Source organism: Sphaerotilus sp. FB-3, assembly GCF_023706025.1.
In the GTDB taxonomy this organism is placed as follows: domain Bacteria; phylum Pseudomonadota; class Gammaproteobacteria; order Burkholderiales; family Burkholderiaceae_C; genus Sphaerotilus; species Sphaerotilus sulfidivorans.
This window is the reverse complement of the sequence record NZ_BQWE01000011.1, coordinates 73,052-99,461: the sequence shown is the minus strand read 5'-3', so window position 1 is coordinate 99,461 and position 26,410 is coordinate 73,052. Positions and strand designations below refer to the sequence as shown.

Sequence of the window (26,410 nt, the reverse complement as noted above, 5' to 3'; positions counted from 1 at the left end):
GAGCATAACACTAGCCGTAGTGTCCTGCGATCTGCAAAACACTATGGCTAGTGTCCCTCAGTTCATGTGCCTCTTGACAGGAGCGGCAGGAGCGGCTTGTGCGCGCCGAGGTGGCGCGCCAGCCGGCGCCAATCGAAGCCTGCGCCCGGATCGTGCTTGCGCCCGGGCGCGACATGCTCGTGGCCGACCGCCTCGAGAATCGGCCAGGCCTGTGCGGCCTGCCTCAGCAGTCGTGCCAGCGCCCGGTACTGGGCGGCACGGAAGGGGTGTCCTTCCAGCCCCTCCAGCTCGATGCCGAGCGAATGGTCGTTGCAGTTGTCGACGCCGCGCCACGACGAGCGCCCGGCATGCCAGGCCCGCCCGTCGACCGCCACGAACTGCACCAGCTCGCCGTCGCGCCGGATCAGGAAATGCGCCGACACCTCCAGCCCGGCCAGGCCGGCGAAATACGGGTGCGCAGCCGGATCGAGCCGGTTGGTGAACAGCCGCTCGACCGCGTCGCCGCCGTAGCGGCCGGGCGGCAGGCTGATCGAATGAATGATCGCCAGATCGACCGCCCGCCCCGGGGGACGCGGTCCGAAGTTCGGGCTCGGCACCCGGCGCGCGTCGCGGTGCCAGCCATCCTGCCAGGGCGAGACGGGCGTCGGCACGGGCTGGCGACGCCGGGCAGCGACCGGGCTCATGCGCCGCCCTCCTCGCCCTCGTCGCTGCCGTCGCCGGCGGCCTGCACGCCCAGCCGGCTCATGCGGTAGCGCATCTGGCGCAGCGTCAGGCCGATGGCGGCGGCGGCGGCGGTGCGGTTGCCGCGGTGCAGCGCCAGCGCGCGCACCAGCACCTCGCGCTCGACCTCGTCGAGGTGGGCCATCAGGTCCGCAGGCAGCGGTGGCTCGCCCGTCGGACCGACCGGACCGGCCGGACCCGTGCCCGCGGCCGCGGCCGGTGCGGCCACCGGCGGCACGGCCGGCGGCGCCGGCACGCCCCCGCCCGGCAGCCCCAGATCGTCGACATCGACCCGGCCGCCGCCCGACAGCGCCACCACCCGGTGCAGCAGGTTCTCGAGCTCGCGCACATTGCCGGGAAAGTCGTGCCGGGCCAGCCGGGCCAGGGCCGCCGGCGTCAGCCGGGGCACGGCCGCCAGGCCGGACTCGGCGGCGATGCGCGCCAGCACCGTCTCGCACAGCAGTGGCAGATCGTCGAGCCGCTCGCGCAGCGGCGGCACCCGCACCTGAATGACATTGAGCCGGTAGTACAGATCCTGGCGAAAGCGCCCGGCACGCACCTCGGCCTCGAGATCGCGATGCGTCGCGCTGATGATGCGCACATCGAGCACCTGCTCGGCGGTGGCACCGACCGGCCGCACCGCGCGCTCCTGGATCGCGCGCAGCAGCTTGCTCTGCATCGCCAGCGGCAGCTCGCCGAGCTCGTCGAGAAAGAGCGTGCCGCCGCTGGCGGCCTGGAAGAAGCCCTCGCGGTCCTCGCTGGCGCCGGTGAAGGCGCCCTTGCGGTAGCCGAAGAACTCCGCCTCGAGCAGAGGCTCGGGAATCGCGCCGCAGTTGACCGCGACGAAGGGCTGAGCGGCACGGTGGCTGACCTGATGGACCGCGCGGGCCACCAGCTCCTTGCCGGTGCCGGACTCGCCGTGCACCAGCACCGGCGCCATGCCGCGCGCCACCTTGGTCACCAGCTCGCGCACCTGGCCCATCACCGCCGAGCCGCCCGACAGGCGCTGCAGCGCCGCGACCGGCGGTGCCGGCACGGCGGCGGCCACGACGCCCACCGCCATCATGGCCGCACGCGGCGGCGCCGGCACCCGCCCCAGCGCGGAGGCCACGACGCTGCGGAACTGGCGCAGGTCGACCGGCTTGGTCAGATAGTCGAAGGCACCGGCCTTGAGCGCCAGCACCGCGTTCTCGGCCGAGCCGTAGGCGGTGATGACCAGCGTCTTCTCGGGCCGGCCGGCCTGCTCGAGCCGGCGCAGCAGCTCCAGCCCGTTGCCGTCGGGCAGCCGCATGTCGGTGATGACCGCATCGAAGCGGGCGGCCTGCAGCAGCGCCCAGGCCTCCTCGACGCAGGCCGCCGTCTCGATGTCGTAGCCCTCGCGCAGCAGCGCCAGCTCGTAGAGGGTGCGCAGATCGGGCTCGTCGTCGACGACCAGCAGGCGCGGCGCGGCAGCAACTGGGGGCGGATTCATGAGGCAGCGGCAGGAAGCGTCGTCACGCCCGAGGCCAGCGCGACCCGCGGCATGGTGACGACGAAGACATTGCGGTGGCGCGCGCCGGGGCCGCGCGGACGGAACTCGATCGCGGCGCGGTAGCGCCCACACAGCTCGCGGCAGATGTACAGGCCCAGGCCGGTGCCACGGCTGCGTGTCGAGAAGAAGGGCTCGAAGAGATGCGGCTCGACATCGGGCGCGATCACCGCACCGTCGCTGGCCACCGACAGCTCGATCAGCCCCTGCGGCCGCGCGCAGGCGCACACCCAGACCGCATGCGGCTGGCCGCTGCCATGGCGCAGCGCGTTGTCGAGCAGATTGACCAGCACCCGGCGCAGATGCTCGATGTCGAAGCGCACCGGCAGCGGCTGGTCGCCGGCATCGACGAACAGCACCGCGTCGCGGTCGGCCCGGAGGCCGGCGGTGCGCGACCAGTCGGCGCACAGCGCGCTGACCTGGGCGCCGAGATCGATCACCGGCGCCTCGCGCGGCGCGCCCGGCGAGACCTCGGCCACATCGTCGACGATGCGCTGCAGCCGCACCACGTTGTCGGCGACGATGCGCGCCAGGCGCTGCTGCGCCGGATCGAGCAGTTCCTCGGCCAGCAGCGCGTTGGCCTGGGCGATGGCCGCCAGCGGATTGCGGATCTCATGGGCGATGCCGGCCGAGACCCGGCCCATCGCCGCCAGCCGCTCCTGGCGTTCGCGGGCCCGCAGCGTGCGCACATCCTCCAGGAAGAGCACGCACAGCGCCTCGCCCGGACGGGTGCGGCGCCGGGCGAAGCGCATGCGCAGGCGCAGCGGCCGCTCCTGCGGATGGCGCTCGTCGCCGCCCGGGCCGGGCAGGCGCAGGCTCAGCTCGCGGCCGGCCTCGGGCCAGGCGCCCTCGGCGAAGGCCTGTGCCAGCGCCTGCTGAAGCGGCTCCCAGCTCGGCGACCGGTCGAGTCCGAAGGCCTCGAAGCGCCCGCCTTCCGGCAGCCCGATGAGCTGCAGCGCGGCCGGATTGGCGGCCTGCACCCGCCCGTGGCGATCGGCGACCATCACCCCGTCCTGGATCTCCTCGATCATCAGCCGGTTCAGCCGCGCCTGCTGGCGTGCCAGCTCGAGCGTGTTGCGCGCGGCCAGCTCCTGGCGGGCCAGCCGGTCGGCCAGCTCGCCGGCCAGCGCCGCGACGGTCATCACGCCGCCGCCGGCGATGCCGGCGTGCATCATCGCGGCGGCCAGCTCGGCCGGGGTGTCGGTGCCCCACCAGGCCGCGGCCAGCATCAGCAGCACCACCAGCGAGGCCACGCCCAGCGCCGGGCGGCGCGGCATCAGCGTGGCGGCCATCAGCACCGGCAGCATGTAGAGCGCCACCGCGTTGACCGACGGCCCGCTCAGCGTCAGCAGCAGCGTGAAGGCGATCAGGTCCACCGCCACCGTCGCCAGCGCCCAGCGCCCGCGCAGCCGGCCGGAAATCGCCATGTAGCCGTCCGGCGGCACCGGCCAGGCCAGCACCGCCACCGCGGCGGCCACCTGCAGCGCGCACACCGCCAGCGTCGGCCACTGCGCCCGCCCGCCCAGATAGAAGACCACCAGACCCTGGATGCCCAGCAGCAGCAGGCCCAGCAGCAGCCGGGCGATCGAGAAGGCGCGGAACAGCCGCAGCAGCGGCGCCGGCGGCTCGCTGCGCGGCCGGGGCGGGCTGTCGGGCGCGGCCTGCAGCGGCGTCTCGGCCGCGGCCGGCGGCGCTTGCGAGCCACGCCGCACGAAGGGCCGCACCGGCTCGTCTGCTGCAGAGGCGGCCGGAGCGGTGCTCGGCCCGGGCCGGGTGTCGGGCGACAGGTCGGTGTCGAGATCGGCGTCGAGCGGGCCGGTGCGCTCGGCGCCGAGCACCATCGTCTGGAACCAGATGCCGCCGTTGCGGTGGCCGCGTCGGCGCTCCTGCCCGCCCTTCATGCCCGCTCCGGCGCCACCTCAGCGCCGCCCGTAGGGCGCACGCGGACCAGCCAAGCGGTGCAGCCGGCTGCAGTAGGCCCGGCCTTCGTGGAGCAGCGCCTCGGCCTGGGGCAGGTGCAGGCCGCAGTGCGCGCAGCGCGCCATCGGCTGCAGCGCGCCGGTGTCCTGCGGCGTGTCCGCGGCCCCGGAAGTCCGGGACGTCCGGTCGGCATCGCCGCCGGTACGGCGTGCACCGCGCAGCAGCCACACGATGCCGAGAATGGCCAGAATGATCAGCAGCAGCTTGCCCAGCATGGTGAGGTCGAGATCGTGGGGGGGTGCGGGTTTCGAATCAGGCGCCGGCGGGCAGGCGCTGCAGCAGCACCTCCAGCACGAAGCGCGAGCCCACATAGGCCAGCAGCAGCAGCACGCTGCCGGCATAGAGCCAGCGGGTCGCGCGCCGGCCGCGCCAGCCGAAGAACTGCCGCCCGGCCATCAGCCCGGCCAGCACCACCCAGCCCAGCAGGGAGAACACCGTCTTGTGGTCCCAGTGCCAGACCGGCGTGAACCACACGCCCAGCAGCAGCGCCAGCGTCAGCATCACGAAGCCGGCGGCGACGAAGCGGTAGGTCAGCCGCTCCAGCGTCAGCAGCGGCAGGCCGATGGCGCCGGCAGGTGCCTCGAGCCGGGCGCGGGAGCGGTCGCGCATCTGGCGCTCGGCCCGGTCCAGCCAGGCGGCATGCAGCACCGCGGCCGCCACCAGACCGTAGGCGGCCAGGCCCATCATCCAGTGCAGCGGCGCCCAGGGCGAGCTGGAGCGCAGACCCTCGCCGGGAAACAGCATCGCCAGCGCCAGCGTCATCAGCCCGGACAGCGCCAGCCAGCGCCGCACCCCGGGCACCGGCACGAAGCGGCTCTCGAGCGCATGCAGGCCGATCACCAGCCAGGCGGTGGCCGCCAGCGCCGGCGCGAAGCCGAAGCGCACGCCCTGGCCGGGCTCGCCGATGCCGAAGAGGTGCAGCGCGCCGGCCAGACCATGCGCCAGCCAGGCCAGCGGCAGCAGCCGGACCCGCCAGGGCCGCTCGCCCGGGCGCATCGCCAGCAGATAGCCCGCCAGCGCCGCCAGCGACGGCACCAGCCACGGGGTCAGTCCGAGGGACATGGGGGTCGATAGAATCACCCGCACAGTGTACTTATCCTCCTTACCCGGGACACCCGATGGCCTCCGCTCTTTCTGAACGCCTGTCACGCATGGTCAAGACGATGCGGGGCCAGGCCCGCATCACCGAATCGAACGTGCAGGACATGCTGCGCGAGGTGCGCATGGCGCTGCTGGAGGCGGACGTGGCGCTGCCGGTGGTGCGCGACTTCATCGCCCGCGTCAAGGAACGCGCGCTCGGCGCCGAGGTCGCCAACTCGCTGACGCCCGGCCAGGTGCTGGTGAGCATCGTGCACAAGGAGCTGGCCGCGACCATGGGCGAGGGCGTGGCCGACCTGAACCTGGCCACCCAGCCGCCGGCGATCATCCTGATGGCCGGTCTGCAGGGCGCCGGCAAGACCACCACCACCGCCAAGCTGACCCGGCACCTGATCGAGCGCCGCAAGAAGAAGGTGCTGACCGTCTCGGCCGACGTCTACCGCCCGGCCGCGATCGAGCAGCTCAAGACCGTGACCAAGCAGGCCGGCGGCGAGTGGTTTCCCTCCTCCGGCGACCAGAAGCCGCGCGACATCGCGCTGGCCGCGCTGGACTACGCGAAGAAGCACTTCATCGACGTGCTGCTGGTCGACACCGCCGGCCGCCTGGCGATCGACGAGGCGCTGATGGCCGAGATCCGCGACCTGCACGCCACGCTCGACCCGGTCGAGACGCTGTTCGTCGTCGACGCGATGCAGGGCCAGGACGCCATCAACACCGCGCGCGCCTTCAAGGAGGCGCTGCCGCTGACCGGCATCGTGCTGACCAAGCTCGACGGCGACAGCCGCGGCGGCGCGGCCCTGTCAGTGCGCCAGATCACCGGCGCGCCGATCAAGTTCGCCGGCGTGTCCGAGAAGATCGACGGGCTGGAAGTCTTCGACGCCGAGCGCCACGCCGGGCGCGTGCTCGGCATGGGCGACATCGTCGCGCTGGTCGAGGAAGTCCAGAAGGGCGTCGACATCGAGGCTGCGCAGAAGCTCGCCGAGAAGGTCAAGGGCGGCGGCGGCTTCGACCTCGACGACTTCCTGGCCCAGATCAGCCAGATGAAGAAGATGGGCGGGCTGTCGGGCCTGCTCGACAAGCTGCCGACCGAGCTGGCCGCCAAGGCCGGCCAGGCCGACATGAACAAGGCCGAGCGCGATGTGCGCCGCATGGAGGGCATCATCCGCTCGATGACGCCGCTGGAGCGCCGCAAGCCCGAGCTGATCAAGGCCAGCCGCAAGCGCCGCATCGCCGCCGGTGCCGGCGTTCAGGTCCAGGAGGTCAACCGCCTGCTCAACCAGTTCGAGCAGATGCAGGGCATGATGAAGAAGATGAAGGGCGGCGGCCTGATGAAGATGATGAAGCGCTTCGGCGGCAAGAAGGGCCTGCCCGGCATGGGCGGCGGCATGGGGGGCATGGGCGGCATGGGGTTCTGACAGGGCCGGGCCCGGCCACTGAAACCCCTGGTGGTGTTTTCAAGCGAAGACTCACAGTTGTAACGCCGCATCGGTGACCTGGGTACCACCCCGACTTCTGTTACATCCATCACACCCTTGGCGGGATTGACGTCAAGCATCCGCAAAGATAGCTTGACGGAATGGATTTTTCACTTGCCAACCCACTCGATGGCGCACTGCTTCTGGCGGGCGGCCTGATCCTCGTCGCCCTGCTGGCCTGGCGGCTCCGTGCCCAGCGCGGCACCCCGGCCAGCCGCCCGGGACGGCCGCGCACGCTCGATGCGGTCGACACGGTGATCGGCTGGCCGCCGGAAGCCACCCGGGTGCTGACGGTTCGCCACCAGTGCGCGATGGAGGTGCTGCGTCGGGCGATGCCCGGCCATCTGATCCTGGCGCAGGTGCCGCTGTCGCACTTCATCAAGGTGCCGACGCGGCTGTCGTATGTCGAATGGCTGCGCCGCGTCGGTCATGTCTGCGTCGACCTGATGGTGTGCGACGCCGCCTCGAACGTGGTGGCCATCATCGAGGTGCGCCAGGCCGACAGGACCGAATCCGAGCGGGCCCGCAAGCGCCACCAGCGCGTCGAGCGGGTGCTGCGCGCTGCGGGCATTCCGCTGCATGTCTGGAACGAGTCGGTCCTGCCGGATCCGGTGGCGGTTCGCCGGGCCCTGCTGCCCGAGGACCAGGATGCCGAGCGTCATGTCGACACCGGACCGGACACCCACCCGCTGGGCCAGGCTGGCGCACGCCGCCCGGGCACGCGCGACCTCGATCCGCCGCGCAGCACCTGGTTCGACGAGCTGCATGCCACCCAGCCGGTCCGGCTCGACGAAGGCGTGGATGTGTCGATCGATGCGCCAATGCCGCCACAGGCGCTGGCACCAGGCCGTGCTGCGCCGGTCCTGCAGTCGCGCTGAAAACGAGAAGACAAAAAAAGAGCCCCGGCATGTGCCGGGGCTTCGAAGCCTTAGCGCTGTCAACACGGTAAGGCACCTGCTCAGGGAGGAAAAGCAGGGAATGAACGCCGAGCGGCGTGTCATTCAGGATGAATCTTAACACCGCCCCCGGTTTTGACAATGCCCGGAGTCTCCCGGTGGCTTTGCGTGTGCGCGTGGTGTAGGCGATCGGCAGGACTTCGCCGACACTGGCAGGCCTTGGCAGGCCGCGTGATCCGCGTGCCGCAACTCACGAATCCTCCGCTTCCATCGATCCTGCCCATGCCGACCTCCGCTCGCCATCCGCTGCACCGCCCCCGTCGCCTGCGCCGCGACGCCTTCACCCGCGATCTGGTGCGCGAACACCGACTGCATGCAAGCGACCTGATCTATCCGGTCTTCGTGCTGGAGGGTCAGGGCCAGGTGCAGGAGGTCGGCTCGATGCCGGGCGTGCAGCGCCGCAGCCTCGACCAGCTGCTGCCGGTGGCCGAGCAGTGCGTCGAGCTGGGCATTCCGGTGATGGCGCTGTTCCCGGTGCTCGGCCCGGAAGGCAAGACACCCGACGGCCGCGAGGCCTGCAACCCGGAAGGCCTGGTGCCGACGGTGGTGCGCGAGCTCAAGCGCCGCTTCCCCGAGCTGGGCGTGATGACCGATGTCGCGCTCGACCCCTACACCAGCCACGGCCAGGACGGCCTGATCGACGACACCGGCTATGTGCTCAACGACGAGACCATCGAGGTGCTGGTGCAGCAGGCGCTGACCCAGGCCGAGGCCGGCGTGGACATCGTCGCCCCGAGCGACATGATGGACGGGCGCATCGGCGCCATCCGCGAGGCCCTGGAGGCCCGCCGGCTGATCCACACCCGGATCATGGCCTACAGCGCCAAGTACGCGAGCAGCTTCTACGGCCCTTTCCGCGACGCGGTCGGCTCGGCCGGCAACCTCGGCAAGAGCGACAAGAAGGTCTACCAGATGGACCCGGGCAACAGCGACGAGGCGCTGCGCGAGGTGGCGCTGGACATCGCCGAGGGCGCCGACATGGTGATGGTCAAGCCCGGCATGCCGTATCTGGACATCGTGCGCCGGGTGAAGGACGAGTTCCGCGTGCCGACCTTCGCCTATCAGGTCAGCGGCGAATACGCGATGCTGAAGGCCGCCGCGCTCAACGGCTGGCTCGACCACGACGCGGTGATGATGGAGTCGCTGCTGGGCTTCAAGCGCGCCGGCGCCGACGGCATCCTGACCTACTTCGCGATCGAGGCGGCGCGGCGGATGCGCCAGCAGGGCTGAGCAGGCCCGGGATGCGGATCTTCCTGATCGCCGAGACCTGCACCGAGCTCGAGGCCCTGCCCGACGCGCTGCCGGCACGCGGCTTCGTCTGGATCGCCAGCGCGCGGCGCGAGTTCGAGGTCGGCTCCCCGGTGCTGCAGTCGCGGCTGCACCAGTGGGGCTGCGGGCCGCTGGTCGATCTGCATGTGTCCGACCTGCTCAGCAACCAGCTGCCCTCGCAGTTCGACTACACCTCCTGGTACGACCTGATGGTCTTTCGCCGGCTGGCGGCCGCCCCCGGCAGCAGCGGTCTGTTCCTCGACGAGGAGCACGGCACGCTGGCCTCGGCGCGGCGGGCACTGCAGGCGATCGACACCAGTCCGGTCGGCTTCGCGGTCTATGACCGGCTGCTGCTGACGGTGCATCCGGCCGACTGCCAGGTGCGCGACCACTTCGCGCAGCGGCTGCTGCAGATGCCGGCAGGCGGCAACGGCAGCAGCCGCATCCCGCCCAGTCCGGCCGACCTGATGCTGCGCATCGTCAACCACATGGTCGACAGCTACCTCGAGCTGCGCCGGCTGCTGACCCGCCAGCTCGCGACGCTGCAGCAGGAGCTGTTCGGCCCGCGCAGCCGCAGCGTCGACTGGCAGATGCTGCTGGAGTCGCGCAACACGCTGCACATGCTCGAGGACATCTGCGAGGACCAGCGCAGCGCGGTGCAGGAATGGATCGACGCGCTCGACGAGTGGCCGGTCGAAACCGACAACCAGGCACGGCGCGAGCGCGAGCTGCTGCGGGTGCGCTCGCGCGATGTGCTCGAGCACATCGAACGGGTGCTCGGCCATGTGCGCCGGCTGGAATCCTCGATCGAGAGCGCGGTGCAGATGCATTTCTCGGCGGTCGGCCAGCGCACCAACGACATCATGCGCACCCTCACCGTGCTGACCGCGATCTTCCTGCCGCTGAACCTGATCACCGGCATCTTCGGCATGAACTTCGACGCGCTGCCGCTGATCCACGACGCGACCGGCTTCTGGATCGCGCTGCTGCTGATGGCGGGCATCGGCGGCGGGCTGGGCGCACTGTTCTGGCGCAAGCGCTATCTGGGCACCCGCCACTGAACGGCCGTCCAGCCGGACGGCCGGGCCACGGAACCAGCGCGAAGCGCTCAGGCCGGTGCCGGGCCGCCGCCGCGCAGCACCTCGCGCGCCAGGCAGAGATCGTCCCAGGAGCGCGCCTTGTCGGCCGGGTTGCGCAGCAGATAGGCCGGGTGGTAGGTGACCACCACCGGCACGCCCTGGTAGGCATGCACCCGCCCGCGCAGCCGCCCGATCGGCTCGCCGGTCTGCAGGATCGACTGCACCGCGAAGCGCCCCATCGCCAGGATCAGCTTCGGCGCCACCAGCTCGACCTGGCGCTTCAGGAAGGGCTCGCACTGCGCGACCTCCTGCGGCTCGGGATTGCGGTTCATCGGCGGGCGGCACTTCAGCACGTTGGCGATGTAGACCTGCTGCTCCGGCACGGCCTCGTCGCGGGTCAGGCCGACCGCGCGCAGCATGTTGTCGAGCAGCTGGCCGGCCTTGCCGACGAAGGGCTCGCCCTGCCGGTCTTCCTGCTCGCCGGGGGCCTCGCCGATGATCATCCACTGCGCCTGCGCATGGCCGACGCCGAAGACGGTGTTGCGGCGGCTGCGGCACAGGCCGCAGGCCTCGCAGCCGGCGACCGCCTCGCGCAGCGCCGGCCAGTCCATGGCCGCCACGCCGGACGGGCGCGCGGCCAGCGGCCGTGGCGCAGACGGCGAATTCGCCTCGGCCGGTGCGGCCACCGGCCGGGACATCCGGACCGGCGCGGGCGAAGGAGATGCCACCGGCGCCTGGGCCGGCACGGGCGCCGTCACCTCGGGCAAGGGCACCTCCGCAGGCGCCGGCGGCAGCCACAGCGTCACGCCCATCTCGCGCAGCATCGCCTGCTGCCGGTCGCTCCAGCGTGCGCTCATCCGGCCGCTCCGGGCTGCAGTTCGAGGCACAGCACCAGCGCGTCCTCGCGCCGGCCGCCCGCATCCGGGTAGTAGTCGCGCCGCACGCCGACCTGCGCATAGCCCAGCCGCGCATAGAGCGCCCGGGCGCGGTGGTTGCTGGGGCGGACCTCCAGCCACAGGCAGTCGGCGCCCTCGGTCTCGGCATGCTCGCGCAGCGCCTGCATCAGCTGGCGTGCCAGTCCGCGGCCCTGGTGCTCGGGCGAGACCGTCACGTTCAGCAGATGCCACTCGCGAAAGCCCGCCATCGCCACCAGATAGCCCAGCAGCTCGCCCTCGGGCGAGACCAGGCAGCGCGTCAGGTAGCCGGCCGCGATCGAGTCGACGAAGTTGCCGCGGCTCCACGGAAAGGGATAGGCGCGCACCTCGATCGCCATCACCGCGTCGAGCAGCTGCACGCCCATCGGCAGCAGCACCGGCTCGCCCCCACCGGCAGCGGCGCTCATGCGGCCTCCCCTCGGGCGGCGCGGGCCGCGGCCTCGCGCTCGGCGGTGGTCTGCGCGACCTTGTCGCGCACATAGAGCGGCAGCGCCACCGCCGGATCGAGCGTCGCGCCGGCCGCCCAGGCCGCACACGCCAGCTCGGCCAGCGCCAGGCCGTCGGGCACCGCCTGCGCATCGGTCGCCAGGCCGAGCGCGGCGGCCAGCGGCTGCAGCACCTCGGCCTGCGCCAGCAGCGCGTTGCCGGCGATCGGGGCCGGGCACGCGGCGATCGCCTCGGCCAGCGCCGCCGGCGACCACAGCGCGACCGCGCCGTCGGCCTGCCAGCCGCCGCCGGGCACCGCGGTCCAGCGGGCCGCGTAGATCTCGCCCATGCGCGCGTCGAGCGCGCTCCAGACCGCCGGGGTGGCTTCGGCACCGAGCCGGCGCCGCGCACATGCCGCCAGCGCCGCCAGCGTGTCGAGCGCCAGCATCGGCCGGCCGGCGCCGACCGCCAGTCCCTGCGCGATCGCGCAGGCGGTGCGCAGGCCGGTGAAGGCGCCGGGCCCCCGGCCATAGCCGATCGCGTCGAGATCGCGCAGCGCCAGCCCGGCCTCGGCCAGCAGCTCGGCGACCTGCGGCAGCAGCGTCGCCGAGGCCTGCGCGCCGCCGGGCAGCGCCCGGACAAGCCGGTCCGGGCCATCGACCAGCACGAGGTGGACGGTGTCGGTGGCGGTATCGACCGCAAGAAGACGGGGCGAGGACATGAGGGCGGAGCGAGCGACGGCGGTCCGCCAGTGTAGCGGCCGCCTCCCGGCGCGAGCCATTCACGCCGGATCCGGGCCGGAGCCGGAAAAAGCACGGTCAGAGGAAGGCCTGAGCGTCAACCGGAGCGCGCCTTGATCCGTATCATCAGGGCTTTCCCTGATGACCCCCATGCCCGCCCTGCTTTCGACCCCGCGTCACGCCGGACTGCGACCGCTGCTGACCGTGCTGCCGCTGCTGCTGGTCGCCACGGCCTGCAGCGCGCAGGCCGAACCGCCCGCCGGACCGAGCGCCGAGACCGTGCCCACAAGCGTGCGGGTCGCGCTCGAGCGTGCGCGCATCGAGCCGGGCGCACTGTCGGCCTGGGTCGCGCCGGCCGAGGGCGGCGAGGTGCGGCTGGCGCTGCGCCCGGCCGAGGCGGTCGCCCCGGCCTCGGTGATGAAGCTGGTGACCGCGATCGCGGCGCTGGAGCGGCTCGGGCCGGTGCACGCCTGGCGCACCCCGGTGCTGGCCGCCGGGCCGGACCGCATCCTGCGCGGCAGCGGCGACCCGCGCCTGACCGCAGAGCGCCTGGCGCTGCTGCTGCGCCAGGCGATGGATGCCGGCGGCGCCACGATCGACGGCGACCTGATCCTGGATCGCAGCGCCTACGCCCTGCCCGCCCATGATCCGGCCGCCTTCGACGGCCAGCCGCTGCGGCCCTACAACGTCGGCCCGGACGCGCTGATGGTGGCACACCGCAGCGTGGTGCTGACGCTGCGGCCCGATCCGGCGCGCGGCGTGGCGCGCATCGCGGTCGATCTGCCGCTGGCCGGCGTGCAGTGGCCCGAGACCGTGCCGCTGACCGGCGGCGAGTGCCAGGACTGGCGCACCCAGCTGGCGCCGGACTTCACCGATCTGTCGCGCCCCCGGCTGACCGGGCGCCTGGCCGCTGCCTGCGGCGAGCGCAGCTGGCCGATCGCCTTCCCGGAGCCGGCGCCCGCCGGCTTTGCCGCCCGGGCGATCGAGGCGCAATGGCTGGCGCTGGGTGGACGCATCCAGGGCCGGGTGCGCGAAGGCCTCACGCCGGCCGGCGCGAGCGTACTGACCGAATGGAGCTCGCCAGCCCTGCCCGAGGTGCTGCGCGACATGAACAAGCACAGCAACAACATGATCGCGCAGCAGGTGCTGCTGGCGCTGGCACCGGGTCAGCCGGCGCAGCCCGCCACCTTCGAGGCGGCCCGGGCCGAGGTGCAGGCGCTGGCGCTGGCGCGCGGCTGCCGCGAGGGCGAGCTGGTGATCGACAACGGCTCGGGCCTGTCACGCCAGGAGCGCCTGACGCCGCGCTGCCTGGGCCGGCTGCTGCAGTGGTCCTGGCGCCAGCCGTGGATGCCGGAGCTGCTGGCCTCGCTGCCGGTGGCCGGCATCGAGACCACCGCGCGCCGGCTGGTCGGCGCCAGCGGCCGCGCGCATCTGAAGACCGGCTCGCTCGACGGCGTGGCCGCACTCGCCGGCTATGTGCACGGCGACGACGGCCGCCGCCATGCGCTGGTCGCCATCCTGAACCATCCGAAAGCCGGCAGCGCCCAGGCGCGCGCCGTGCTCGACGAGGTCGTGCGCTGGGCCGCCGACGATCTCGCCCGCCCCGGCCCGGCCACTTTCTCTGCCTCGAAGGATTCCCAGTGAGTCTCGATCCGACCGCCCTGCCCTTGAACGAGCTGATCGGCCTCGTCGCCGCGCTGCTGACGACGCTGTCCTTCCTGCCGCAGGCGCTGCTGACGCTGCGCACCCGCGATGTCAGCGGCATCTCGCTGTCGATGTACAGCGCCTTCACGCTCGGTGTCGGGCTGTGGCTGGTCTACGGGGTGATGCTCGGGGCCTGGCCGGTCATCATCGCCAACGCGCTGACGCTGGCGCTGGCGACCTCGATCCTCGGCATGAAGCTCTGGTTCGGTCGCCGCCCGGCCTGAGACCGGGCGGGAACGCTCAGAACGGGTTGTTGCGGGCGCGGCTCAGCGCGGCGCTGCCGACCCGGGCCTGCCAGTTCGGGCCCGGCACCTTGGCGTCGGCCCACAGGTAGGTGGTGCCGCTGGACGCGGCACCCGACACCAGCGTCGCCACGGTGCACGAGGTCAGCGGCGTGACGGTGCAGGCCGCCTCGGTGTTGTTGGTCAGCGAGTAGGCGGAAAGGTTGGTGTTCGTGGCCATGCTGACGGTGAGCTGGTCGGCGGTGATCAGCGCGGCGTAGGCGCCGTCATTGGTGACCGCCAGGCGCATCGCCTCGACGAAGGCGGCCGTCAGATCGCGCAGCATCGTGCGGCGGTCCTCCGAGCCGGCGCTGGCCACCTCGGACGCAGCGAACGGCGAGTAGCCGATGTCGGGCGGCGTGGCGTAGAGCACCCGGCCCCCGTTGCCCGAGGCGGTGATGGTGTTGACCAGCGTGCCCAGCGTCTTGCCGGCGGCCGCGACCTGCGCTGTGGCCTGGGTGCGGGTCAGCGTGCCGGCCACCCAGTCGGCATAGGCCGCCAGGATGTCGTTCTGGCCGGCCATCAGCGTGACCAGCGTGGAGCGGGTGAAGCCGGTCGTGCCCTGATAGGCCTGCACCGCAGCGACCACATCGGCGACCTTGGCGCCCGCCACCGCTTTCATCTCGGCCGAGGTGGTCAGCACGCCGGAGCTGTTGCACTGCGGGAAGACCAGGCCATAGCCCGAGGCCACCGCCTGCGGCCAGACCGGGTAGGTCGCGCAGTCCAGTTCGGTCGAATTGGTCTTCAGCGCGTTGACGCCGTATTTGCTGCCGTCGCTGTTGATGACGCTGAGCTCGTCGCCAAAGGCGACCAGCTTCGTCGGCACATAGTCCTCGACCCGCTCGGAGCCGCCGCAGGCGGCCAGCAGCGCGGCCAGGGCCGCCGGGACGAGGATGGACTTCAGGACTCTCATGCAATCTCCAGCGAGGGGTTCTCGGCGCTCAGGCCGCGGCGGCGCGCTGCAGCCGGTCGCGCACGCCATCCCAGGCGGCATCGTCCGGCGGCATCTCGACCCAGATCAGCGGCACGCCGCTGGCATCGAGCGCGCGCAGGTCGGCGAACAGCGCGTGCGCGGCCGCGGCCGCATCCGCCGGCATCCGGCACAGCACCGTGCCGGCGACCGCGGCGCGGGCGCTGCGGGAATATACCGCCAGCGTCGGTGCGGAAGATGTCGCGCCCTTTGCCTGCGCCGGCGTGCTCGCGCCCCAGACCGTCAGCGCCGCGTCGATCTGCGCGGCCGTCATCAGCCGCACCTTGGCGGTCGGCGCGTAGTGCGCCTCCAGCGTGCCCGAGGCGCGCGGCGCCGAGCCGTCCCGGGCCACCAGCGCCTGGCCGGCGGCGGCCTCGATCTCGGCCACCGTCAGCCGCCCGGGGCGCAGCAGCACCGGCCGGCCATGCTCGCGGCTGCAGTCGATGATGGTCGACTCGATGCCGACCTCGCAGTCGCCGCCGTCGAGCACCCGCAGGTCGTCCTGGCCGGCGATGCCCTCGAATTCGGACACCACATGCGCGGCCTGCGTCGGGCTGACGCGGCCGAAGCGGTTGGCGCTCGGCGCGGCCACGCCGGGCACGCCCAGGCCGGCCGCCTCGCGCAGCAGCGCCAGCGCGACCGGATGATCGGGGCAGCGCAGACCGACGGTGTCCTGGCCGCCGGCGGCCTCGGCGGCCAGCCCCTCGCGGCGCGGCACGATGACCGTCAGCGGCCCCGGCCAGAAGGCCGCGACCAGGCGCCGCGCCACCTCGGGCAGCGCGCCGCCCTCCGCGAACACCTCGGCGCCGGCCGCGTCGGCGACATGCACGATCAGCGGGTGATCGCTCGGCCGGCCCTTGGCGGCGAAGATCCTGGCGACCGCCTCGGCCCGGTCGGCGCGCGCGCCCAGGCCGTAGACCGTCTCGGTGGGCAAGGCGACCAGATCGCCGGCGGCCAGGCGCGCGGCGGCCTCGGTCACCGCGGCGGTCAGCGCTGCGGGCGTCGTGGCATCGAGCAGGCGCGGCATGGCGCGGCTCAGAACGGCGCGATGCCCAGCAGCGCCGCGGCCTGCAGCGCGGTCTCGCGCGCAGCCGCCGGCGTCGCGCCGGTGATCGTCAGGTGGCCCATCTTGCGGCCGCGCCGCGCGGACTCCTTGCCGTACAGGTGCAGGTTCGCCCCGGGCAGCGCCAGCACCGCGGCCCAGTCGGGCGTGCGCTCCGCGTCAGCAGCGTCGAACCAGAGATCGCCCAGGAGGTTCAGCATCACGGTGGGCGAATGCAGCCGCGGCTTGGCCAGCGGCAGACCGGCCATCGCGCGCACCTGCAGGTCGAACTGCGACAGGTCGCAGGAATCGATCGTGTGGTGGCCGGAGTTGTGCGGGCGCGGCGCCATCTCGTTGGCGACCAGCGAGCCGTCCTCCAGGATGAAGAACTCGATGCACAGCACGCCGACATAGCCCAGGTCGGCGGCGATGCGCGCGGCGCAGCCGATGGCCTCGGCCTCCAGCGCGGGCGTGCCGGCCGGCGCCGGCACCGTGGTGACCGCCAGGATGCCGTCGCGGTGCAGGTTCTGCTGCAGCGGGAAGGCGACGACACGGCCGTCGCGCCCGCGTGCCACGATCACGCTGACCTCGAAGGCCAGCGGCAGGCGCTTCTCCAGCACGCAGGTGACGCGCCCGAGCTCCGCCCAGCCGGCCTCCAGCGCGGCGCGGTCGGCCACACGGATCTGGCCCTTGCCGTCGTAGCCCATGCGGGCGGTCTTCAGGATGCCGGGCAGCAGATCGTCGGAGACCGCGGCCAGCGCGGCCTCGTCGGCGATCACCGCATGCGGCGCCACCGGCACGCCGCAGCCGACGAAATGGGCCTTCTCGGCGGCGCGGTCCTGGCAGACCGCCACCGCATCGCCCGAGGGCGCGACCGGGCGTCGCTCGGCCAGCCGGCGCAGCGCCTCGGCCGGCACGTTCTCGAACTCGGTGGTGATCGCGTCGGCGGTGTCGGCCAGCGCCTGCAGGCCGGCCTCGTCGAGGTACTCGGCCTGCACATGCGCGTGCGCCACCAGCCCGGCCGGACTGGTCGCGTCCGGATCGAGCACCGCGGTGCGGAAGCCGAGCTGCTGCGCGGCGTGGACGAACATGCGGCCGAGCTGGCCGCCGCCCATGACGCCCAGCGTCAGCGCGCGCTCGGGATCGGCCGCGGCGCGGTCGCCGGGCAGCAGTCGGATCGTCATCAGCCCTGGCCCTCCAGCGGCGTCAGCTCCATCGCGCGGGCCGCCTCGGTCTGGCGGGCGCGGAAGGCATCGAGTTCGGCGCGCAGCCGCTCGTCGTGGTTGGCCAGCAGCGCGACCGCGAACAGCGCCGCGTTGGCCGCGCCAGCCACGCCGATCGCGAAGGTCGCCACCGGCACGCCCTTGGGCATCTGCACGATCGAATGCAGCGAGTCCACGCCCTGCAGATGGCGGCTGGCCACCGGCACGCCGAGCACCGGCACCGGCGTCTTGGCCGCGAGCATGCCCGGCAGGTGGGCCGCGCCGCCGGCACCGGCGATGATCGCCTGCAGGCCGCGCTCGCGCGCGCGCTCGGCGTAGCGGAACATGTCGTCGGGCATGCGGTGCGCCGAGACGACCTGGGCTTCGAAGGGCACGCCGAAGTCGGCGAGAATCTGGGCGGCGTTCTTCATGGTGTCCCAGTCGCTGTTGGACCCCATGACGATGCCGACCACGGGCGAGGCGCTGTTCAAGGCGGGGCTCCGGGCTTGGGCAAAGGAGGGATTTTAGGCGCGCCGGCCGCGCCGGACTTGCTTTTCCCCCGCGCCGCCCTCAGATGAACCGGCCAGACCCGTCCGACCAGACCCCTGCGCATGCGCCGCGCGCATGCCACCCACCAGGTGCCGCGATGATCGACATCACCCTCCAGAACTTCGAATCCGAACTGATCCAGGCCTCGATGCAGCAGCCGGTGCTGCTCGACATCTGGGCGCCGTGGTGCGGCCCGTGCAAGCAGCTCGGCCCGGTGCTCGAGAAGCTCGAGACCGAATACGCCGGCGGCTTCGTGCTGGCCAAGCTCAACGCCGACGAGGTGCCGGAGATCGCCGGCCAGCTCAGCCAGATGTTCGGCGTGCGCTCGATTCCCTTCTGCGTGATGTTCGCGCAGGGCCAGCCGGTCGACGGCTTCGTCGGCGCCATCCCCGAGGCGCAGATCCGCGAGTTCCTCGCCAAGCATGTGGCCACGCCCGAGCAGATCGAGGCCGAGGAGGAAGTCGAGGAGGCCGAGCAGATGCTCGCCAGCGACAAGCCGGACATTCACGCGGTGCTGGAGCGACTGCGCGCCGCGGTCGAGACCGATCCGGCCAACGACGTCGCCTGGATCGACTACCTGAAGGTGCTGCTGGGCATGGCCCGCCATGACGACGCGGCGCTGGCCGAGGCCCGCCAGGCCTACGCGCAGGTCGCGCCGCGCGCGCTGGCCGATGCGCGCTTCGCCGCGCTCGAGCACGGGCTGCTGGCGGCCGAGGCGGTGCGCGACGCCCGCGCCGCCGGCCGCACGCCCGAGGCGCTGCGCGCGGCCATCGCCGCCGCGCCGCGCGACTTCGCTGCCCGGCTGGAGCTGGCACGCCACCTGTTCGCCGCCGGCGCGATGACCGAGGCGATGGACGAGCTGCTCGAGATCCTGATGCGCGACAAGGGCTGGAGCGACGGCCTGGCGCGCAAGACCTATGTCGCCATCCTGGAGCTGATGAGCAAGCCGGCCCCGAAGGCCGCGACGCCGGAAGCCAAGAAGGGCGCCGTCGAGATCGCCGGCAAGGCGGTGGTCGTGCCGGGCGACCCGGTGATCGACAGCTACCGCCGCAAGCTCAGCATGGCGCTGTTCTGAGCCCCAGCCGGTCCAGCCCGGCCAGCAGCGCCGCGATGCGGTCGCTGTAGACGCGGTAGTGCGCCGCGCCGCGGTCCTCATGGATCGCGGCCACCTCGTCGAGACCGAGCCGGCGGAAGACCCGCTCGAGCATGCCGTGGGCGATGACCAGATCCTCGGGCTCGACCGCACCATGGAGCGCGGCCTCGGCATCGCGGGCGGTGCGCAGCGCCGCATCGCTGCGGCCGAGCATCGCCAGGCACCAGGCCTGGTCGGCACGGAACACGCTTTCCGAGACGCCGAGCCCCTCCTCGATCGCCTTGCGGGTGTGCTCCTCGTAGAGCGCCAGCGCGGCCTCGATCTCGCCGGTCAGCAGCAGGATCTGCGCCCGGCGCATCGGCGGATGGTTGCTGAGCGCGCGGGTCTGCACGCTGCGGTCCAGATGCACCGAGGACTCGGTGCCCAGCACCGCCCGGCGCAGCACGCCCTCCGGGCAGCCGCCGGGATCGCGCAGATCGGCCACCCGGGCGTCGAGCACCCGCAGGAAGGCCATGTTGTACATGATGGAGCTGAGCGCGGCGCCGTCACCCTCGGTGGTGGCGTGGCGACGCGCCAGGGCGTACCAGGCCTGGGATTCCTCGTCCCGGCGCGCGTAGTGCAGCATGCCCGCCACCACCAGGCTGGCGCGCGAGCGCGCGCCGTGGTGATCGGACCGCGCCAGCTTGAGCGCCAGCGCGACATGCTCGAGCGCGGACGCATCGTCGCGCACATAGAAGTCCAGATGCGCCAGCCAGGCCGCCGCCAGCGACTGCACCCGCGCATTGCGCGCGGCCTTGCCCAGCGCCAGCGAGCGGCGCACCCGCTCGTGCGAGCGCAGCGACAGGTCGGCGTAGAAGTCGCCCAGCCCCTCGGCCAGCAGCAGCCAGGCGTTGAGCACCGGCATCGTCAGCATCTCGGGCGAGGCCCTGAGCGTGGCCACCTCCTGGCGCATGCGGTCCAGCTCGCCGAGCCGCGCCAGCACCACCGCACGCTCGGCACGCAGCAGGGGCACCTCGCGCGGCAGGCGCGAGGCGGCGATCGCGTCATCGAGCCGGGACAGCAGCCGGTTCATCATCGCTTCACCTGCCGGCGGGCGATCGGGATCCGTCCGGTGTGCCGGCTCAGCCCATCAGACGCTCGAGGGCCTCGCGGTACTTGGCCGCGGTGTGCTCGATCACCTCGGCGGGCAGCGCCGGCGCCGGCTTGACCTTGCCCCACGGCTGGCCGTCGATGCGCACCGCCTCGAGCCAGTCGCGCAGGTACTGCTTGTCGAAGCTCGGCGGGTTCTCGCCGGCGGCCAGCGCCGCGGCATAGCTCTCGACCGGCCAGTAGCGCGAGGAGTCGGGCGTCAGCACCTCGTCCATCAGCACCAGCGCGCCGTTCTCGTCGAGGCCGAACTCGAACTTGGTGTCGGCGATGATGATGCCGCGGGTCAGCGCATGCTCGGCCGCAGTGGTGTACAGGCGGATCGAGATGTCGCGCACCTGCTCGGCCAGCTCGCGGCCGATGATCTCGACCATGCGGTCGAAGCTGATGTTCTCGTCATGGTCGCCGACGTCGGCCTTGGTGGCCGGCGTGAAGATCGGCGCGGGCAGCTTGGCCGCGTTGGTCAGGCCCTCGGGCAGCGCCACGCCGCAGACCGAGCGGCTGTCCTGGTATTCCTTCCAGCCCGAACCGGCCAGGTAGCCGCGCACCACCGCCTCGACCGGCAGCGGCTTCAGGCGCTTGACCAGCATCGAGCGGTCGCGGACCTGGTCACGCTCGTCGTCGGCCACGACCGACAGCGGATCCTCGCCGGTCAGGTGGTTCGGCACGATGTGGCCCAGTCGCGAGAACCAGAACAGCGCGACCTGGGTCAGCAGCGCGCCCTTGCCGGGAATCGGCTCTTCCATGATGACGTCGAAGGCCGACAGCCGGTCGGTGGCGACCATCAGGATGCGGTCCTCGCCGACGGCGTAGTTGTCGCGCACCTTGCCGCGCGCGAGCAGCGGCAGGGAGTGGAGGCTGGAGTTGTGCAGGGCGGTGGTCACGGCGTGGACTCGGCTGAGGCTGTCTTGGAACCGGCCGATTGTAGGGGCGCAACCCCAGGTACCAAGAAGAACGGCCCGCCAGGGGCGGGCCGTCGGATCAGGAAAAACGCGCAGGCGCCCGGCAGCGGGCCGCGCGGATTCCGGGGATCAGAGCACCTTCTGCGCCAGCTCGCCGGCAGCGTACTTCTGGGCCATCACGGCCAGCGAGACGCCCTGGATGCGCGAGCCCTGGCCTTCGCAGCCGAACTCCATGTAGCGCTGCTTGCAGATCGCCTTGGCCGCCTCGCGGGCGGGCTTGAGCCATTCGCGCGCGTCGAACTTCTCCGGGTTCTCGGTCAGGAACTTGCGCACCGCGCCGGTCATCGCCATGCGGATGTCGGTGTCGATGTTGATCTTGCGCACGCCGTACTTGATGGCTTCCTGGATCTCGGAGACCGGCACGCCGTAGGTCTCCTTCATCGCGCCGCCGTACTGGTTGATGATCGCGCGCAGGTCCTGCGGCACCGACGAGGAGCCGTGCATCACCAGGTGGGTGTTGGGAATGCGGGCGTTGATCTCCTTGACGCGGGAGATCGCCAGGATGTCGCCGGTGGGCGGGCGGCTGAACTTGTAGGCGCCGTGGCTGGTGCCGATGGCGATGGCCAGCGCGTCGAGCTGGGTTTCCTGCACGAAGCGGGCGGCCTCTTCCGGGTCGGTCAGCATCTGGCTGTGGTCCAGCTTGCCTTCGGCGCCGATGCCGTCTTCCTCGCCGGCGTCACCGGTCTCGAGGTTGCCCAGGCAGCCCAGCTCGCCCTCGACGGTGGCGCCGATCCGGTGCGCCATCGCGACGACCTGGCGGGTCACGTCGACGTTGTAGCCGAAGTCGGCCGGGGTCTTGCCGTCCTCGCGCAGCGAGCCGTCCATCATCACCGAGCCGAAGCCCAGCTCCAGCGCGCCGGCGCAGACCTTCGGGCTGGTGCCGTGGTCCTGGTGCATCACCATCGGGATGTGCGGATAGGCTTCGGACGCGGCCAGGATCAGGTGCTTGATGAAGGCTTCGCCGGCGTACTTGCGCGCACCCGCCGAGGCCTGCAGGATCACCGGGGCGCCGACCTCGTCGGCGGCGGCCATCACCGCCTGGACCTGCTCGAGGTTGTTGACGTTGAACGCCGGAATGCCATAGCCGTTTTCGGCGGCATGGTCCAGCAGCTGGCGCATGGAAACGAGGGGCATGGGAAGAACCTCAGAAGTGACTGGAAACCGGCGCGGGCGGCTGGCCGGGCACCCGATGGGTCGAACACCCCTGAAACCACCCTGAAACTTCCGAGATTCTACGGGCACGCCATCGTGCAGATGCGCGATTTCCGCTGAAGCAGCCCCTTGGCCGGGGCCCGATGCGTGCCAATTTTGCACAACGGGGGTGGCGAGTTACACGCCACCCCCGTCGGGTTACATCGCCGGCCCGCAGACCGCGGGCGAGTCCGCGGCCTCAGCCGACGCGGCAGACCTTCAGCATGTTGGTTCCACCCGGGTACCCCATCGGTTCGCCGCAGGTGATCGCGTAGGTGTCGCCCGGACGCAGCACGCCGCGCTCGACCAGCAGCTGCTCGGCCGCGGCCAGCGCGGTGTCGCGGTCCTCGAACTTGGGCATCAGGATCGGGCGCACATTGCGGTAGAGCGCCATCTTGCGCTCGGACAGCGACTGCGTCGTCAGCGCGTAGATCGGCACGTCGATGCGGTGGCGGCTCATCCACAGCGCGGTCGAGCCCGACTCGGTCAGCGCCAGGATGGCCTTGCAGCCCAGGTGATGCGCGGTGAACAGCGCGCCCATCGCGATCGACTGGTCGATGCGGCCGACGGTGCGGCTGCCCATGTCGGCCTCGAAGCGGACTTCCTCGGCCGCCTCGGCCGCCTCGGCGATCGCCACCATCTGCTCGACCGTCTCGACCGGGTACTTGCCGGCCGCCGTCTCGGCCGAGAGCATCACCGCATCGGTGCCATCGAGCACCGCGTTGGCGACGTCCGAGACCTCGGCGCGGGTCGGCACCGGGTTCTGGATCATCGACTCCATCATCTGCGTGGCGGTGATGACGACCTTGTCCATCTCGCGCGCCATGCGGATCATCTTCTTCTGCAGCGCCGGCACCGCGGCGTTGCCGACCTCGACCGCCAGATCGCCGCGCGCGACCATGATGCCGTCGGAGGCCTTCAGGATGGCCTCGAGCTGCGGGATGGCCTCGGTGCGCTCGATCTTGGCGATCATGCCCGGCTTGTGGCGCCACGGCTCGCCGGCGACATTGGCCAGCTGGCGCGCCATCTCCATGTCGATGGCGCTCTTCGGGAAGCTCACCGCCAGGTACTCGCACTGGAAGGACATCGCGGTCTTGATGTCCTCCATGTCCTTGGAGGTCAGCGCCGGGGCGGTCAGGCCGCCGCCCTGCTTGTTGATGCCCTTGTTGTTGGACAGCTCGCCGCCGATCTTCACGACGGTGTGGACCTTGTCGCCCCGCACCAGCTCGACGACCAGCACGATCAGGCCGTCGTTGAGCAGCAGCGTGTCGCCGGGCCGCACGTCGCGCGGCAGTTCCTTGTAGTCGAGGCCCACGCCCTCGAGGTCGCCCGGCGCGGTGCGGCTGGCGTCCAGCACGAAGTGCGCGCCGGCCTCCAGCATCACCTTGCCTTCGGCGAACTTGCCGACGCGGATCTTCGGCCCCTGCAGGTCGGCCATGATCGCCACCGGCTTGCCGACGCGGGCGGCGACCTCGCGCACCAGCGTGGCGCGGTCGATGTGGTCCTGCGCCTTGCCATGGCTGAAGTTCAGCCGCACGACGTCGACCCCGGCGCGGATGATCCGCTCCAGCACCGCCGGGTCGGACGAGGCGGGGCCGAGGGTGGCGACGATCTTGGTGTGGCGAGGCATCGGGCAGTCTCCTGGGTGTCGAAAAAACGCAGTGCCAGGGATTATCGACCGCCGTTCAGAACAAGGTGGTTACGAAGAACGCCGGGCTTCTGCCGCATCCGCCACCGCCAGCGCGGTCATGTTGACCACCCGGCGCATCGAGGCCGACGGGGTCAGGATATGCACCGGCGCGGCCGAGCCCAGCAGGATCGGTCCGACGGTCACGCCCTTGCCGGCGGTCACCTTCAGCACGTTGAACAGGATGTTGGCGGCGTCGATGTTGGGCAGCACCAGCAGGTTGGCCGCGCCGTTGAGGCTCGAGTCCGGCAGGATGTTGCGGCGGATCGCCTCCGACAGCGCCGCGTCGCCGTGCATCTCGCCGTCGCACTCGATCTCGGGCGCACGCTCGACGAAGAGATCGCGTGCGGCACGCACCCGCTTCGCCGACGGACGGTGCGAGGTGCCGAACATCGAGTGCGACAGGAAGGCCACCTTCGGCGGCAGGCCGAAGCGGCGCACCTCGTCGGCGGCCATCAGCGCGATCTCGGCCAGTTCCTCGGCGGTGGGCTGCTCGTTGATGAAGGTGTCGGTGATGAAGAGGTTGTGCTCCTCCAGCATCAGCGCGTTCATCGTCGCGAAGACCTTGGCGCCGGGCTTCTGGCCGATGACGCTCTTCACATACTCGAAGTGGGTGTCGTAGCGGCCATGCAGGCCGCAGAGCATCGCGTCGGCGTGACCCAGCTTCAGCAGCATGGTGGCGATCAGCGTGGTCGAGCGGCGCACCGCCGCCTTGGCGGCCTCGACCGAGACGCCGTCGCGCTTCATGATGCGGTGGTACTCCTCCCAGCAGGCGCGGAAGCGGCTGTCCTCCTCGGGATTGACCACCTCGAAGTCGACGCCCGGCTTCAGGCGCAGGCCGGCGCGCTCGATGCGCGAGGCGATCACGCCCGGGCGGCCCACCAGGATCGGCCGGGCCATGCCTTCGGCCAGCACCGCCTGCACCGCACGCAGCACCCGCTCGTCCTCGCCCTCGGCGTAGACGACACGCGCCGGGTTGCGCTTGGCCGCGGCGAAGACCGGGCGCATGAACATGCCGGTCTGGTAGACATAGCGGGTCAGCGAGTCGCGGTAGGCGTCCAGGTCGGCGATCGGGCGCTCGGCGACACCCGACTCGACCGCGGCCGCGGCCACCGCCGGCGCGATGCGCAGGATCAGGCGTGCATCGAAGGGCTTCGGGATCAGGTAGTCGGGGCCGAACTTCAGGTCCTGGCCGGCGTAGGCGGCCGCGACCTCGTCGCTGGTCTCTTCCTTGGCCAGCGCGGCGATCTCGCGCACGCAGGCCAGCTTCATCGCCTCGGTGATCTTCGTGGCGCCGCAGTCCAGCGCGCCGCGGAAGATGTAGGGGAAGCACAGGACGTTGTTGACCTGGTTCGGATAGTCCGAACGGCCGGTGGCGATGATGCAGTCGGGCCGCGCGGCCTTGGCGACCTCAGGGCGGATCTCCGGCTCGGGGTTGGCCAGCGCCAGGATGATCGGCTTGTCGGCCATCGTGGCCACCATCTCGGCGGTCAGCACGCCGGCGGCCGAGCAGCCCAGGAAGACGTCGGCGTCGCGCACCACATCGGCCAGCGTCTTGGCCTCGGTCTTCTGGCAGTAGCGCTGCTTGGACTCGTCGAGGCGGTCGCCGCGACCTTCGCGGATCACGCCCTTGGAGTCGCAGACGAAGATGTTCTCGACCTTCACGCCCAGGCCCACCATCAGGTCCAGGCAGGCGATCGCCGCCGCGCCGGCGCCCGACACCGCCATCTTCACTTCGCCGATCTTCTTGCCGACCAGCTCCAGGCCGTTGAGCAGCGCCGCGCCCGAGATGATCGCGGTGCCGTGCTGGTCGTCGTGGAAGACGGGAATCTTCATGCGCTCGCGCAGCTTCTTCTCGATGTAGAAGCACTCGGGCGCCTTGATGTCCTCGAGGTTGATGCCGCCCAGCGTCGGCTCCAGCGAGGCGATGATCTCGACCAGCTTGTCCGGATCGCGCTCGGCCAGCTCGATGTCGAAGACATCGATGCCGGCGAACTTCTTGAAGAGGCAGCCCTTGCCCTCCATCACCGGCTTGGACGCCAGCGGGCCGATGTCGCCCAGGCCCAGCACCGCGGTGCCGTTGGTGACCACGGCCACCAGATTGCCGCGCGAGGTGTACTCGGCCGCCTTGGACGGATCCTGCTCGATGGCCAGGCAGGGATAGGCCACGCCGGGCGAGTAGGCCAGCGACAGGTCGCGCTGGTTCATCAGCGGCTTGAGCGGGGTGACGGCGATCTTGCCCCGGACCGGCGCGCGGTGATATTCGAGCGCGGCATCATGCAGAGCCTGTTCGGCGGGCGACAAGGGTTGGGTCATCGAGGGCGCTCCTGAAGCACACAAATCAACAAGGGGAGCGCAGATTACTGCCGACGAAAGC

The 26,410-nt window shown here is 71.7% G+C and carries 24 protein-coding genes; 7 read left to right on the top strand and 17 right to left on the bottom strand.

Annotation, left to right across the window (positions count from 1 at the left end; translation table 11 throughout):
• Positions 1–62: 62 nt before the first annotated feature.
• From ampD to NFT33_RS05485, 5 genes are read right to left on the bottom strand one after another with little or no spacing between them, the layout of a single operon-like run.
• Positions 63–683, bottom strand: coding sequence for a 1,6-anhydro-N-acetylmuramyl-L-alanine amidase AmpD (ampD, locus tag NFT33_RS05505; protein ID WP_251673751.1), 621 nt, complete (start codon positions 681–683; stop codon positions 63–65).
• A complete protein-coding gene (locus NFT33_RS05500) occupies positions 680–2,191 on the bottom strand; it encodes a sigma-54-dependent transcriptional regulator (protein WP_251673749.1) in 1,512 nt (503 codons plus the stop codon). The genes ampD and NFT33_RS05500 overlap by 4 nt, the downstream gene beginning before the upstream one ends.
• Positions 2,188–4,149 (bottom strand): ATP-binding protein, encoded by a 1,962-nt coding sequence (locus NFT33_RS05495; protein WP_251673747.1) that lies wholly within the window; start codon positions 4,147–4,149, stop codon positions 2,188–2,190. Before NFT33_RS05495 ends, NFT33_RS05500 begins: the two co-directional genes overlap by 4 nt.
• Positions 4,150–4,167: 18 nt before the next feature.
• Positions 4,168–4,443 (bottom strand): PP0621 family protein, encoded by a 276-nt coding sequence (locus NFT33_RS05490; protein ID WP_251673746.1) that lies wholly within the window; start codon positions 4,441–4,443, stop codon positions 4,168–4,170.
• Between the two features lie 37 nt (positions 4,444–4,480).
• Positions 4,481–5,290: a cytochrome C assembly family protein gene (locus tag NFT33_RS05485; protein ID WP_251673744.1), complete on the bottom strand. Its 810-nt coding sequence runs from the start codon at positions 5,288–5,290 to the stop codon at positions 4,481–4,483.
• A gap of 56 nt (positions 5,291–5,346) precedes the next feature.
• On the opposite strand from NFT33_RS05485, the gene ffh reads away from it, so the two are divergent.
• The 4 genes from ffh (at position 5,347) to NFT33_RS05465 (ending at position 10,087) form a co-directional block, all read left to right on the top strand.
• On the top strand, positions 5,347–6,741 hold the full coding sequence (gene ffh / locus NFT33_RS05480; RefSeq protein WP_149504859.1) for a signal recognition particle protein: 1,395 nt from the start codon (positions 5,347–5,349) through the stop codon (positions 6,739–6,741).
• Between the two features lie 161 nt (positions 6,742–6,902).
• On the top strand, positions 6,903–7,679 hold the full coding sequence (locus NFT33_RS05475) for a DUF2726 domain-containing protein (protein ID WP_251673741.1): 777 nt from the start codon (positions 6,903–6,905) through the stop codon (positions 7,677–7,679).
• Between the two features lie 300 nt (positions 7,680–7,979).
• A complete protein-coding gene (gene hemB / locus NFT33_RS05470) occupies positions 7,980–8,987 on the top strand; it encodes a porphobilinogen synthase (protein ID WP_251673739.1) in 1,008 nt (335 codons plus the stop codon).
• 11 nt (positions 8,988–8,998) lie between these two features.
• Entirely contained in the window at positions 8,999–10,087 is a 1,089-nt protein-coding gene (locus NFT33_RS05465) for a magnesium transporter CorA family protein (protein ID WP_149504862.1), read from the top strand.
• Between the two features lie 47 nt (positions 10,088–10,134).
• On the opposite strand, the gene NFT33_RS05460 is transcribed toward NFT33_RS05465, so the two are convergent.
• Genes NFT33_RS05460 through tsaB form a run of 3 tightly spaced genes read right to left on the bottom strand, consistent with a single transcriptional unit; the run spans position 10,135 to position 12,187 of the window.
• Entirely contained in the window at positions 10,135–10,962 is an 828-nt protein-coding gene (locus tag NFT33_RS05460) for a uracil-DNA glycosylase (protein ID WP_251673737.1), read from the bottom strand.
• Positions 10,959–11,447 (bottom strand): ribosomal protein S18-alanine N-acetyltransferase, encoded by a 489-nt coding sequence (rimI, locus tag NFT33_RS05455; RefSeq protein ID WP_251673735.1) that lies wholly within the window; start codon positions 11,445–11,447, stop codon positions 10,959–10,961. Before rimI ends, NFT33_RS05460 begins: the two co-directional genes overlap by 4 nt.
• Entirely contained in the window at positions 11,444–12,187 is a 744-nt protein-coding gene (gene tsaB / locus NFT33_RS05450; RefSeq protein ID WP_251673733.1) for a tRNA (adenosine(37)-N6)-threonylcarbamoyltransferase complex dimerization subunit type 1 TsaB, read from the bottom strand. Before tsaB ends, rimI begins: the two co-directional genes overlap by 4 nt.
• Before the next feature lie 169 nt (positions 12,188–12,356).
• Between tsaB and dacB the strand changes: the two genes are divergently transcribed.
• Together dacB and NFT33_RS05440 are read left to right on the top strand one after the other, a co-directional pair.
• Complete coding sequence (dacB, locus tag NFT33_RS05445) at positions 12,357–13,850, top strand: D-alanyl-D-alanine carboxypeptidase/D-alanyl-D-alanine endopeptidase (RefSeq protein ID WP_251673731.1); 1,494 nt, start codon at positions 12,357–12,359, stop codon at positions 13,848–13,850.
• A 17-nt stretch (positions 13,851–13,867) separates the two neighbouring features.
• Positions 13,868–14,134, top strand: coding sequence for a SemiSWEET transporter (locus NFT33_RS05440; RefSeq protein WP_149505396.1), 267 nt, complete (start codon positions 13,868–13,870; stop codon positions 14,132–14,134).
• Between the two features lie 16 nt (positions 14,135–14,150).
• On the opposite strand, the gene NFT33_RS05435 is transcribed toward NFT33_RS05440, so the two are convergent.
• From NFT33_RS05435 to purE, 4 genes are read right to left on the bottom strand one after another with little or no spacing between them, the layout of a single operon-like run.
• Entirely contained in the window at positions 14,151–15,104 is a 954-nt protein-coding gene (locus NFT33_RS05435) for an SGNH/GDSL hydrolase family protein (protein WP_251673729.1), read from the bottom strand.
• A 28-nt stretch (positions 15,105–15,132) separates the two neighbouring features.
• Positions 15,133–16,188: an L-threonylcarbamoyladenylate synthase gene (locus NFT33_RS05430; RefSeq protein ID WP_251673727.1), complete on the bottom strand. Its 1,056-nt coding sequence runs from the start codon at positions 16,186–16,188 to the stop codon at positions 15,133–15,135.
• Between the two features lie 8 nt (positions 16,189–16,196).
• Positions 16,197–17,387 carry a 5-(carboxyamino)imidazole ribonucleotide synthase gene (locus NFT33_RS05425; protein ID WP_251673725.1) on the bottom strand — a complete coding sequence of 397 codons (1,191 nt, stop codon included), beginning with the start codon at positions 17,385–17,387 and terminating at the stop codon, positions 16,197–16,199.
• The gene (purE, locus tag NFT33_RS05420) at positions 17,387–17,863 is read right to left on the bottom strand and encodes a 5-(carboxyamino)imidazole ribonucleotide mutase (protein ID WP_149505397.1); all 477 of its coding nucleotides are present in this window, start codon (positions 17,861–17,863) and stop codon (positions 17,387–17,389) included. Before purE ends, NFT33_RS05425 begins: the two co-directional genes overlap by 1 nt.
• Before the next feature lie 188 nt (positions 17,864–18,051).
• Between purE and NFT33_RS05415 the strand changes: the two genes are divergently transcribed.
• A complete protein-coding gene (locus NFT33_RS05415; protein ID WP_251673723.1) occupies positions 18,052–19,029 on the top strand; it encodes a tetratricopeptide repeat protein in 978 nt (325 codons plus the stop codon).
• Here the strand turns inward: NFT33_RS05415 and NFT33_RS05410 are convergent.
• The 5 genes from NFT33_RS05410 to NFT33_RS05390 all read right to left on the bottom strand — a co-directional run bounded on the left by NFT33_RS05410 (position 19,010) and on the right by NFT33_RS05390 (position 26,349).
• Positions 19,010–20,119, bottom strand: coding sequence for a hypothetical protein (locus NFT33_RS05410; protein WP_220784723.1), 1,110 nt, complete (start codon positions 20,117–20,119; stop codon positions 19,010–19,012). The genes NFT33_RS05415 and NFT33_RS05410 overlap by 20 nt on opposite strands.
• A gap of 49 nt (positions 20,120–20,168) precedes the next feature.
• Positions 20,169–21,077: a phosphoribosylaminoimidazolesuccinocarboxamide synthase gene (locus NFT33_RS05405; RefSeq protein ID WP_251673721.1), complete on the bottom strand. Its 909-nt coding sequence runs from the start codon at positions 21,075–21,077 to the stop codon at positions 20,169–20,171.
• Between the two features lie 147 nt (positions 21,078–21,224).
• The gene (fba, locus tag NFT33_RS05400) at positions 21,225–22,289 is read right to left on the bottom strand and encodes a class II fructose-bisphosphate aldolase (RefSeq protein WP_149504873.1); all 1,065 of its coding nucleotides are present in this window, start codon (positions 22,287–22,289) and stop codon (positions 21,225–21,227) included.
• A gap of 256 nt (positions 22,290–22,545) precedes the next feature.
• Complete coding sequence (gene pyk / locus NFT33_RS05395) at positions 22,546–23,976, bottom strand: pyruvate kinase (RefSeq protein WP_251673719.1); 1,431 nt, start codon at positions 23,974–23,976, stop codon at positions 22,546–22,548.
• Between the two features lie 69 nt (positions 23,977–24,045).
• Positions 24,046–26,349 carry an NADP-dependent malic enzyme gene (locus NFT33_RS05390; protein ID WP_251673717.1) on the bottom strand — a complete coding sequence of 768 codons (2,304 nt, stop codon included), beginning with the start codon at positions 26,347–26,349 and terminating at the stop codon, positions 24,046–24,048.
• Positions 26,350–26,410 lie beyond the last annotated feature (61 nt).

Bases quoted from the DNA above. Each gene is read 5' to 3' on its own strand.
- ampD (WP_251673751.1), bottom strand. From the start codon at position 683: ATGAGCCCGGTCGCTGCCCGGCGTCGCCAGCCCGTGCCGACGCCCGTC.
- NFT33_RS05500 (WP_251673749.1), bottom strand. From the start codon at position 2,191: ATGAATCCGCCCCCAGTTGCTGCCGCGCCGCGCCTGCTGGTCGTCGAC.
- NFT33_RS05495 (WP_251673747.1), bottom strand. From the start codon at position 4,149: ATGAAGGGCGGGCAGGAGCGCCGACGCGGCCACCGCAACGGCGGCATC.
- NFT33_RS05490 (WP_251673746.1), bottom strand. From the start codon at position 4,443: ATGCTGGGCAAGCTGCTGCTGATCATTCTGGCCATTCTCGGCATCGTG.
- NFT33_RS05485 (WP_251673744.1), bottom strand. From the start codon at position 5,290: ATGTCCCTCGGACTGACCCCGTGGCTGGTGCCGTCGCTGGCGGCGCTG.
- ffh (WP_149504859.1), top strand. From the start codon at position 5,347: ATGGCCTCCGCTCTTTCTGAACGCCTGTCACGCATGGTCAAGACGATG.
- NFT33_RS05475 (WP_251673741.1), top strand. From the start codon at position 6,903: ATGGATTTTTCACTTGCCAACCCACTCGATGGCGCACTGCTTCTGGCG.
- hemB (WP_251673739.1), top strand. From the start codon at position 7,980: ATGCCGACCTCCGCTCGCCATCCGCTGCACCGCCCCCGTCGCCTGCGC.
- NFT33_RS05465 (WP_149504862.1), top strand. From the start codon at position 8,999: ATGCGGATCTTCCTGATCGCCGAGACCTGCACCGAGCTCGAGGCCCTG.
- NFT33_RS05460 (WP_251673737.1), bottom strand. From the start codon at position 10,962: ATGAGCGCACGCTGGAGCGACCGGCAGCAGGCGATGCTGCGCGAGATG.
- rimI (WP_251673735.1), bottom strand. From the start codon at position 11,447: ATGAGCGCCGCTGCCGGTGGGGGCGAGCCGGTGCTGCTGCCGATGGGC.
- tsaB (WP_251673733.1), bottom strand. From the start codon at position 12,187: ATGTCCTCGCCCCGTCTTCTTGCGGTCGATACCGCCACCGACACCGTC.
- dacB (WP_251673731.1), top strand. From the start codon at position 12,357: ATGCCCGCCCTGCTTTCGACCCCGCGTCACGCCGGACTGCGACCGCTG.
- NFT33_RS05435 (WP_251673729.1), bottom strand. From the start codon at position 15,104: ATGAGAGTCCTGAAGTCCATCCTCGTCCCGGCGGCCCTGGCCGCGCTG.
- NFT33_RS05430 (WP_251673727.1), bottom strand. From the start codon at position 16,188: ATGCCGCGCCTGCTCGATGCCACGACGCCCGCAGCGCTGACCGCCGCG.
- NFT33_RS05425 (WP_251673725.1), bottom strand. From the start codon at position 17,387: ATGACGATCCGACTGCTGCCCGGCGACCGCGCCGCGGCCGATCCCGAG.
- purE (WP_149505397.1), bottom strand. From the start codon at position 17,863: ATGGGGTCCAACAGCGACTGGGACACCATGAAGAACGCCGCCCAGATT.
- NFT33_RS05415 (WP_251673723.1), top strand. From the start codon at position 18,052: ATGATCGACATCACCCTCCAGAACTTCGAATCCGAACTGATCCAGGCC.
- NFT33_RS05410 (WP_220784723.1), bottom strand. From the start codon at position 20,119: ATGAACCGGCTGCTGTCCCGGCTCGATGACGCGATCGCCGCCTCGCGC.
- fba (WP_149504873.1), bottom strand. From the start codon at position 22,289: ATGCCCCTCGTTTCCATGCGCCAGCTGCTGGACCATGCCGCCGAAAAC.
- pyk (WP_251673719.1), bottom strand. From the start codon at position 23,976: ATGCCTCGCCACACCAAGATCGTCGCCACCCTCGGCCCCGCCTCGTCC.
- NFT33_RS05390 (WP_251673717.1), bottom strand. From the start codon at position 26,349: ATGACCCAACCCTTGTCGCCCGCCGAACAGGCTCTGCATGATGCCGCG.